The organism is Brucella gallinifaecis (assembly GCF_006476605.1).
Lineage (GTDB): Bacteria > Pseudomonadota > Alphaproteobacteria > Rhizobiales > Rhizobiaceae > Brucella > Brucella gallinifaecis.
In genome coordinates this window covers 1-9100 of sequence record NZ_ML636827.1, presented here as the reverse complement: position 1 = coordinate 9100, position 9100 = coordinate 1, and the positions used below count along the sequence as shown (strand labels likewise).

Below are 9100 nucleotides of genomic sequence, written 5' to 3'. Positions count from 1 at the left end.
CTTTGCAAAGCTCGCAGCATAATTGCGTCCAGAAATAAGGCCGCTTATATCCTTCCAAAAACTTTGCGACAGAACCCCCCAAGGGCTTTCAGAGGAAAGCTGTATAAAATCACGAGATTTTCTCGTGATTTTGGCGTGATAAAGCCTATTTTGTTCGCACGGTAAAATCGAAGACCAGTACGCCATCCTTGTTGGCTAGAAGGGGGCCTACAAAAGTTTTGAATTTTTGATGCTCTTGATCGTAAAATTTTGGATCGGTTACGACTGGCGATCCGACATAATAATTGCGATCACCTTCCGAGAGAAACGTAACGATGAAGCCTTCTTGAAAACCTTTGTCAGCACCTTCACCACTATTTTGAGCACCCGCTTCAATTTGCTGGATATAAGGCATGCCATTTCTTTTGGCCTCGGTCTTCAAAGCCAGAAAACGCCGACGAACTTCTTGAATCTGGGCCGAAGTAACTGACTTTTTGTATTTAAACAAAACAATATGTTGAATCGTGCCTGGCTTGTATTCTGAAGCCGTAAAAGCTCTGAGTCCAACTTTCTGCTGTTCCTCGTGAAGCATGTCTTTTTCCATCTGGATGGAGGGCGTTTGAGCAATGACGAAAGATGGACTGAACGCAATAGAAAGTGTAGAAAATAATAATAATAGCTTGTGCATTATGATACCCAAATAAATATAACGATAAAGAACGCTTAAGCTCGTCTAAAATCCAATCAATCGAGCATACCTAAGCGTGACGATAAACGGGCACGGTTATCCGGTCATAGTGGGCCCCTCTGGATAATGTCTTGGCGTAGAACACTCATTCCAACACTGTCTTTGTGCATATTAAGAACATATACTGAGATATTATAAGGAATCATAGAAGGCTTGATCTCTTGGAGTAAGTATGATCCCATTTGTTATTTTAACTATTGGTCCAGTGTGTTTTATATATTCAGTATTCGTAATATTTTACAAACACTCGTTGTATGCATTGTGGTGGAAATTGAGTGCTTCAATTCTGTTTATGGGTCAATTGCTGATCGCTATTAAATTGATGTACCCACCATACCTTGATGCACAAAATGTGCTCCATGAGCCATATTTTATCGTTCTGCCAATCGGATTTCTGATGCTGATTGTGGGATCTGGTATGGTTTTAATATTGACCGCCTTATCAAAAATCAGATCAAGATCTAAAAAACTTAGTGATTCTAGTAGGTTATAATTCAATCCAATTGATTACATTCGATAAATATTAAGATGTTCCTGACCGTCTATCACGCTTTGGTAAGTCAAAGTTCACCGTCAGATTTGTCAACGGCGGAATAAAAACAGGCCAAATGGCGGTGTAAAATCAGGCCAGTTTATGCCGCAATCGGGGAACGTCGGAAGGGCGTAGCCCGACCAGAGTTTTCCGATTGCGGCATCGGTAATTTTGCGTGTGTTTTAGCGGTGCTTTTTGGCTCGGCTTTGAGCGAGGCGATAACTATCGCCATTCATTTCCAGAATGTTGACGTGGTGGGTGATACGATCCAGTAGTGCACCGGTCAACCGCTCGGATCCGAGTGTTTCCGTCCATTCGTCAAATGGCAGATTGCTGGTGATCAGGGTGGCGCCGCGTTCATAGCGTTGCGAGATCAGCTCGAACAGCAATTCCGCTCCAGTCTTTGACAATGGCACGAAGCCCAGTTCGTCAATGATCAGCAACCCATAGGCTGCCATCTGCTTCTGGAACCGCAGCAGTCGCCGTTCATCACGCGCCTCCATCATTTCACTGACCAGGGCGGCTGCCGTGGTGAAACCGACGGATAACCCCTTTTGGCATGCGGCCAGACCAAGGCCAAGTGCCACATGGGTTTTGCCCGTGCCACTGGGTCCAAGCGCGATGACATTCTCGCGCCGTTCGATCCATTCGCAGCGTGCCAGTTCCAGTACCTGCATCTTGTTGAGCTTGGGGATGGCGGCAAAGTCAAAGCTGTCGAGGCTTTTGACCGTTGGGAACCGTGCTGCCTTGATGCGGCGTTCGACCTTGCGGCGATCCCGCTCAATCATCTCGCGTTCGGCAAGACGACTGAGATATCCGACATGATCGACACTTTCGGTGGCGCATAATCTGGCCAGCTTCTGGTACTCGCGCTGGAAGGTCGGCAGCTTCAAGGTCTTGAGATAATGAGATAGCAGGACCTCTGGTGCTTCAATGTTCATGCCGCTTCTCCTGCATCCGACGACAAAAGGCGCATGTAGGCTTTCGCCGACGTCTTTTCGACCATTGCTTTGGGCAGGTAAGGATAGATCGACAGGTCAAGCCGTGGCGGCCGACGCTCAACTCGACACAGGACAAGATGTTTTACGGCGTCGAAGCCTATTGCTCCAAGCTGCATGGCCTGCTTCACCGCCGCATGCACGTCGGCGATATCGAAACTTTCCAGCAGGCGCAATATCTGCACATATTCCCGTTTCCCATGCTTTGCCATGCGGCCTTCCATCAACCGACGCAACGTAGCGAACTCCTCGGGCAGAGCCCATCCCTGGAGAGGCGCTGCCTGATCCAGCGCATTGATCTTCTTCTCGATCAATGGCAGGTAATGCAGCGGATCAAAAACGACATCTTCCCGACCCCAATTGCGCACATGGCGCGCGATGATCTCACCACAGCAGCTGATCACCACCTCGTTGACATAACCCCGTATCCAGACCTGCCTGTGGCCGTAGGCAACCGGCACGGAATAATCATTCGTCTTGTAGCGGACCAGAGCTTGAGCCGTTATTCACAAAGATGTGCCGGATCATTCATATGATCGAGGATGGTCTCGCTAAAGTAGTTCGCAATCGGGCTCAGGTCAGTTCACTTTCCTTAGATTAAAATCGTTGCGAAACATTCATACCAAACTGCGCTGCGCTGTTACCGCCTACGCCTGCGCGACCGGTTACATTCAATAGCTTGTTCTCATCAATTCGGTAGCCTAGTCCAAGGTTCACCGTAGACAGCATTTGCCATGCATTTCGCTTGTTTTCATTTACCTTTACCGCATCCTTGAAAGCAAAAGTCATACCCCATGATAAATTCATGTCCGGGTTGACGGCGAAGCCTACAGAAGGACTGACGGAAATCGCATCTCCGGGGTTGATCGTAGTATTATCTGACTTTCTGTCCATAAACTTCGAATAGGCCACTGTTGTTGAAAGAATGATCGGATCAACCGTCCAATAGCCGGTGAGACCGCCATTGAACGATTTGCCGTAGACAAAGCTATCGCGTGTCTTTTCCACGGCCCCGACAGAAAGAAAGGCGTTTATTGCTCCTCTTGGAAGGCGCAGCAGATGGAAGTCAGTGCCGATTGTCAAAGAATTAAAGTCAAAGGATGATGAATTATGTAATCCGTTTTCAGGTGATGTGTTGCGCTCATATCTGTATCCGCCATTGATTTGGGCGGACAAGTTGAAGCGGGATGCAACGTTGTAGCGAACGCCAAAATTTGCTGTCGCGGTGTCGGTACGGTCTTGTGTTGCCTGAATAGTAGGTATGTAAACCAATGTTCCATCGCCAGCGAAGGTGTAAAGAAAATTTGGTATATACCCACTTTTGTCTTGCGAGGTGTAGTTCATCCCATAATTTATGGATAGACGCCCTGCGGAAGGAGAAAACTCGTCAACCTTCAGCAAGGTTTCCCGATCTGAAATCTTGATACTTTCAGGTATTTCATTAGCGATTGCTTGTCCGATTGATTGAATACCAACAAATAGGGAGACTAGGGTCTTTTGATACATGAGCAACCTTATCAGTGCGGCAAATTAGAATATTTTTTGCTTGTAATTTTTTCGTGATTAATATTATGACTCGAATAGTTAAGTTTTTGTTTTTAGGGAATTTACAGGTGAGAAAAATGCGTTTTGATAAAGCCTTGGCATTCACTGCCATAACAGCATCGCTAGCGACAACGCTTGTAGCTGCAGTTGTGATGACGCCGACGACAGTGCGCTCAGCAAGTTCTGAAATCAAAGTCAGTCTCAGCGATGCTGAACTAGACATCATGTTTGGGAAAGATCGACCAAAGCAAATAGGACCCCACAAGATCGTCTATCTGACCAAAGATGAAGCAAAGCAGATTAGAGGTGCCGCTAATCCCGTGGTAATAGGAGCGGGGATAGGAGCTATCGGTGGAGGTATAGCGGGTGGGATGCAGGCTTATGATAACGGAAGTTCCATTCCCTACGGGATAGTAAGTGGCGCTGCTTCAGGAGCGGTGGGAGGGGCTATGTGGCCAGGCGCAGGTGGGGCCGTTAGCCAAACTGTAAGAGGAGTTCTGGGTGGAGTTGCTGGCGCCTCGACTAATTTGGCGATGAACGGGCAAGGAGGAATCTGCCGTCAATGTCACGAGGATAAATAAAATGAAATCATATATTTATATCATAATAGCTGTCATTATTTGTGCATTTTCCCCGATAGTTTCACGATTAACAAATAGGAGAAGTAACTACTTTGAGAGTTTAATAAATAAAATTTTTTCTTCGATTATAGTTGGTGTATTATTTATGATAATTGCCATGCAGTTTATAATATTGGCATTAAGAGAACACGGTTGGGGGTGATCTCTATATATTTGAGCTCAGTATTTTCCTACTGGAGTTATAAGCGTGGGACGAAATTTTAGTAAGTACAGTGCTCTTTTAGCAGGGCTATTGAATTTCATTGTCCAATCAGATGCTGCTCATTCCGACCCACAAAGCTTGCCTTTTCAAAGCAGAATGGACGATTTTAATGCTGGTGCTCGCTCATGGAGCGAAACACGCGATCATCTTGTAATCAAACAGAAGTTCGATATGTCTTGTGGTGCTGCTGCTCTTGCTACCGTACTCAAGCTTTATTATGGCGCAAAGACGGATGAAGCCGATATTATGGACATTATAGGCTTGCGAGATGAGTATTCATTCGCAGAGCTGGCTTATGCGGCTGGCGAATTAGGCTACAGGGCCATCCCACTTTCCGCTGATTTTGAGACACTAACTAAACTCAAGATTCCCGTTGTGCTTTTTATCAATAGCTTTGGAGCGGGACACTTCACAGTTTTCAAAGGCAGTGATGGATACAATGTCTGGCTCGGCGATCCTGCATGGGGCAATGTCCATCTGGCAAAGGCAGATTTTCTAAAGCGTTGGCATACGGGACGCAACGCTCAAACTCCGGGGCAGTTTCTTGTCATCCTGAAGCCAGGCCAGAAAATAAATGAAGCCTTTTTCGGTCTTTCTAACGCCCAGACAACCACATTCTTTATCCAGGCTGGCGAAGCGCACATTGCGGCGAAGTGATCCATATAAAATCGTACCGCTTTAACTGTGCCTTCAGGTCCGCGTCATTCCCGTCTGAACGCTCAAGTAAACCGATAGAAACGACTTTTGCGTCTTTCTGATATTGCTTCAAATGAACCGGCACACCGATATCTGTGCGAACATGACCGCTGCCAGCAATTAGCACCGCTTTCGGCTGGGACTTTGCCAGACGATAAGCCATGTAGGCGTCTTTAACATACTGAGATATAGCCAAACGCTGAGCAGTGTTGTCATCAATTGAATGAGAGCGCTTGATTTCAGTAATCACCTCATTGAAGTCCACTACAGATTTCTCTCCGGCTTTGAGCTTCAACTCTTGCCGCAATTGACGCGGTAGCGCTAAGACGCCAAATTTATTCACATTATTGATAAGCTCACTATCCAGACTGGCGTGGCCAATCATAGCCTTTTGGCCAGTAGCAACTTCAAAAATGGGGTAGTACGCATCCCAGATTGGCCACCCGCGTTGCTGCCATTGTAAGTCCGTGTGAAATTGTCCTGATGAAATTCGACCTTTAGCATACTGTGCGGTTATCTGTTCATGCACGGGTTCCAACATTTCAAACAGGACAGTATTAGCTCCCGTATGCTTGAGGATATTCGTTTGAATTTGATGATGACGAGGATCTGTATGTGTTTCACCTACGAGAATGTAATCGGATTGAGCAGAAGTTCGTAAAACCGTCTGATAGTCGACTTTGTGTCCATTACGATCAAAAATTTCTTCATTAATCACTTTAGTGCAAATCGTTTTCTGAGATACTGACGCAATCGTCTCATCAGACGACAATTTGGCTTTGCATGCAGACAGACAAAGCAGTGAAATCAGAAAAATTGTAAAATATGATTTCATTTAAATTACCCTGGTTAGGTTAGCTCTTATTCCAGAACTGCCAGCGTGGATGGCTTGTCTTCTTCTCGATTTTTGAGGAAGCGGGTGGGGCAAGTGATAATCGCTCTGCCATATCTCTCCATTTATCTCGGTCTTCTCTCGCATCATTCAAAGCATCCCGTAGCGTTTGAAGCTCCCTTGTCATTAAGCATGGAATAAGGACCCCATTTAAGGGGTTATCGGCATCCAAACGGGGCTCTGACGCAATCTCGATGACATCAGGGCGCTCCTACAATACGTGCCTCAAGCAAATCGAGTTTCCCGCGGCCGTACATCTGACGCTTGATGAGTTTCAGTTTCGTGATCTGACCCTCTGTCTGGCCGTTCGACCATATTGAAATTATTGCGTTTTGAACCGCTGCTCTGTCGCGGATAATGCCATTGGCGAATGATGCGACTAGACTTCTTGCCGCGCGGTCGAGCCATGCTTCCAGATCACCCCTGGACTTGCTGCGCAGCATGTTGTGAAAGCTCTCGATGATATCTCTAGCCTCGACAAGGTCCGGTAATCGCTCCTCGATTGCAGCAACCGTCATCGCTTGAGCCTTGGTCAATTTGTTGCGTTCAAGTGTCATCAGGCGGACGATAGTGCGTGCTGCCGGCGCGTGGCCGAGCCCGTTTTCGGCTTTTTCGGCTCGCCTTCGTCGTGTTGCCCATTCTGTAACGACACGCAGACTTCCACCAAACCCGGCCAGGCGAAGCTGCCGCCAGAGTTCAGCGCCATTTCGTGATCCGGCATCCCATTGCGCTTCAAGCCACGGCAGGTGTGGTTCAAGCGAAGTTTGCCGGACCCGGAAGATGTCGGTTCGTTGACCACGAACAACGCTGCGAACCAGCTTTCGGCTGTGTCCGGTTCTGCGTACAATTTCCTTGATAGGCACGCCTTCGTCGACAAGCCCACGAATGACAGAGTTTGCTTCTTCGCGTCGCAGATATCCCTCGTATTGTAGCCGCTCGGCAGCAGTCAGAAGCTTGGGATTTACGGTTGCTGTGCCGAGTGCCATGCGGACTTGCCGCATCGATTTGCGCACGGCGTCGAGAAAGGCGTGGCTGGCATTTTCCATCAGATGCCAGCGGTCGGCGACTTGATCCGCATGTGGCAGGGCTTGTGAAGTGGCCTGCGCATAGCCGCCACCGCGATCCCGTGCGACGATCTCGATCTGCGGCTGCTGGATTAGCCAGGCCTTGGCAGTCGCCGCGTCCCGGTCGGGGAGCAAGGCGATTGTTTTTCGCCGCTCAAGGTCGCAAATGATTGTGCCATATCGGTGATTGCGACGCCACGCCCAGTCATCGATGCCGATAACACTCGGCGGTGGTGGAGGCGGCCGACCATACCGGCGAACGGTTCGAAGCAGCGTGTCGTTGCTAACCGGAAACCCGAGACGATCTGCGAACCGTGCCGCCGGGCGACCACCCAATGCCAAAGCCAGATGGTGCACCAAGTTGTCCAGGCGTGCTGTCCGGCGCGCCAGAGGTCGGACTATGTTGTCACCGAAACGTTCCGCGAAAATCTTTCGGCGGCATTGGTTGGCACTACAGACGAAGCGTCGGACGGTCAGATGCAGTTCGATCCTCCGGCCTGCACACGGCAGATCGCAAATTATCCGAGGATAGCGACTATGAACACGACGGGAGGTCGTACCGCATTCGGGGCATCGGCAATCGCGCGACTGACCATATGCCGAAACGATGATTGCATCGGATCTTTGATGTACAGCCTCCACGGTCAACTCGGCAGGGATCAGATCGGAAAGCCGAAACTGGGCTCGCATGGCGCTGATTCTCCTTCAGAAACCAAGCTAATAGAACCCAAAACATCATCGAGAATGAGTCAGACCCCCGTTTAAACGCCGATTGACACTATGCTGCCGTACTCTTTGAGGGATAGGCTAATGCCGGAAGAATTCAGCGGACATAATTCCTCACGCCTCCCATACGAGGACAAAATGGGCTTCGCTGTTCCGAAGTCACCGACGCATTCTCTCATGCTTTTGAACAGCTACATGCGAACGGATATGCTGCAACATATCCATTCGCGTCTTCATAAGATGAGGGACAAAGATGGGTCTGGTTCTCCGTTACATCTGATGGCGAAGAGCCTTGACCAGGTTATCGACACTTGGGGCGACATCAATCTGTTCGAGTGTTTTACCCGCAATCAATATCACATCGATCCAGATTACAAATTACAGCCAGAGCAGGATTATCTCCACGATATCAGACTGATGAAGCATCACCTCAAATGCCATAAGAAGACAATCAAGGAATTGTACTGCTGGCGATGATCGGTAAGTGAAGGTTCCCTATTCGTTTCGTGAGTTGGCCAAAATCGCTCGTTCGGGCCGATCGGGCCACCTAGGCTGCTTTAAATCGGAATAACATTTTAGCGGTGCTGACACTTCACGAATCCCCCAAATCAGCCTATGGTTCCCTCAGACTGATTCACAACGATGGGATAAAGCCATTTAGACATGAAAAAACCGGCACGAAGGCCGGTCTTTCGAGGAAGATGCTAGAAGGAACGCCAATTCCTTAGCTCCAAATGTTAAAGCTAATCTAGCTCCTTCCTGAAAAACTTGCAAGAGATATGCGCCTTCGCGCCACGGATTTTTTGTGCCTAATTTTAGGAGAAATTCGTGGAAACATTACAGGAGCTAAAGAGCGCGCATGTGCTTTCGCACATGCTCGATACTCTTGATACGCTTACCAGTGAGAGCAGGATTCGGGAAAAGATCGCTCAGATTAGCGACCTGCTTTTTCATGGACAAATTTCGGATACAGATGCGGGCACCGCATTTAAGGTGCTTGAAGGCCCCTGAACATTAAAGGGGCACCGATATACGGTTGGCCGACCGTTTGCGGATCGATGTTTATTTTACGGCTTT

The 9100-nt window shown here is 48.3% G+C and carries 10 protein-coding genes and 1 pseudogene; 5 read left to right on the top strand and 6 right to left on the bottom strand.

Annotated features, from left to right (window positions below; genetic code table 11):
- Nucleotides 1-145: 145 nt before the first annotated feature.
- Nucleotides 146-667 (bottom strand): Dabb family protein, encoded by a 522-nt coding sequence (locus FHY56_RS17545; RefSeq protein ID WP_210240075.1) that lies wholly within the window; start codon nucleotides 665-667, stop codon nucleotides 146-148.
- A 232-nt stretch (nucleotides 668-899) separates the two neighbouring features.
- On the opposite strand from FHY56_RS17545, the gene FHY56_RS18435 reads away from it, so the two are divergent.
- Nucleotides 900-1220, top strand: coding sequence for a DUF3955 domain-containing protein (locus FHY56_RS18435; RefSeq protein ID WP_140906412.1), 321 nt, complete (start codon nucleotides 900-902; stop codon nucleotides 1218-1220).
- A 221-nt stretch (nucleotides 1221-1441) separates the two neighbouring features.
- On the opposite strand, the gene istB is transcribed toward FHY56_RS18435, so the two are convergent.
- The 3 genes and pseudogenes from istB to FHY56_RS17525 form a co-directional block, all read right to left on the bottom strand.
- Entirely contained in the window at nucleotides 1442-2200 is a 759-nt protein-coding gene (gene istB, locus FHY56_RS17535; RefSeq protein WP_140906411.1) for an IS21-like element helper ATPase IstB, read from the bottom strand.
- Nucleotides 2197-2763: pseudogene (locus FHY56_RS17530) on the bottom strand (Mu transposase domain-containing protein); the annotation flags it as partial. The pseudogene FHY56_RS17530 and the gene istB, both read right to left, overlap by 4 nt.
- A gap of 91 nt (nucleotides 2764-2854) precedes the next feature.
- Nucleotides 2855-3763, bottom strand: coding sequence for a hypothetical protein (locus FHY56_RS17525; protein ID WP_140906410.1), 909 nt, complete (start codon nucleotides 3761-3763; stop codon nucleotides 2855-2857).
- Nucleotides 3764-3777: 14 nt separating this feature from the next.
- Here FHY56_RS17525 and FHY56_RS17520 point away from each other — a divergent pair, with 14 nt between their 5' ends.
- Both FHY56_RS17520 and FHY56_RS17515 read left to right on the top strand, forming a co-directional pair.
- Nucleotides 3778-4383, top strand: coding sequence for a hypothetical protein (locus FHY56_RS17520; protein WP_140906409.1), 606 nt, complete (start codon nucleotides 3778-3780; stop codon nucleotides 4381-4383).
- 247 nt (nucleotides 4384-4630) lie between these two features.
- Complete coding sequence (locus FHY56_RS17515) at nucleotides 4631-5302, top strand: C39 family peptidase (RefSeq protein ID WP_140906408.1); 672 nt, start codon at nucleotides 4631-4633, stop codon at nucleotides 5300-5302.
- Here FHY56_RS17515 and FHY56_RS17510 read toward each other — a convergent pair.
- Nucleotides 5265-6176, bottom strand: a complete 912-nt coding sequence (locus tag FHY56_RS17510) for a ChaN family lipoprotein (protein WP_140906407.1) — start codon at nucleotides 6174-6176, stop codon at nucleotides 5265-5267. The genes FHY56_RS17515 and FHY56_RS17510 overlap by 38 nt on opposite strands.
- Before the next feature lie 257 nt (nucleotides 6177-6433).
- Nucleotides 6434-7987 carry an ISL3 family transposase gene (locus FHY56_RS17505; protein WP_140906406.1) on the bottom strand — a complete coding sequence of 518 codons (1554 nt, stop codon included), beginning with the start codon at nucleotides 7985-7987 and terminating at the stop codon, nucleotides 6434-6436.
- Nucleotides 7988-8107: 120 nt separating this feature from the next.
- On the opposite strand from FHY56_RS17505, the gene FHY56_RS17500 reads away from it, so the two are divergent.
- Together FHY56_RS17500 and FHY56_RS17495 are read left to right on the top strand one after the other, a co-directional pair.
- Nucleotides 8108-8500 (top strand): hypothetical protein, encoded by a 393-nt coding sequence (locus FHY56_RS17500; RefSeq protein WP_140906405.1) that lies wholly within the window; start codon nucleotides 8108-8110, stop codon nucleotides 8498-8500.
- Nucleotides 8501-8851: 351 nt separating this feature from the next.
- Complete coding sequence (locus FHY56_RS17495; RefSeq protein ID WP_140906404.1) at nucleotides 8852-9034, top strand: hypothetical protein; 183 nt, start codon at nucleotides 8852-8854, stop codon at nucleotides 9032-9034.
- The last annotated feature ends 66 nt before the right edge of the window (nucleotides 9035-9100 follow it).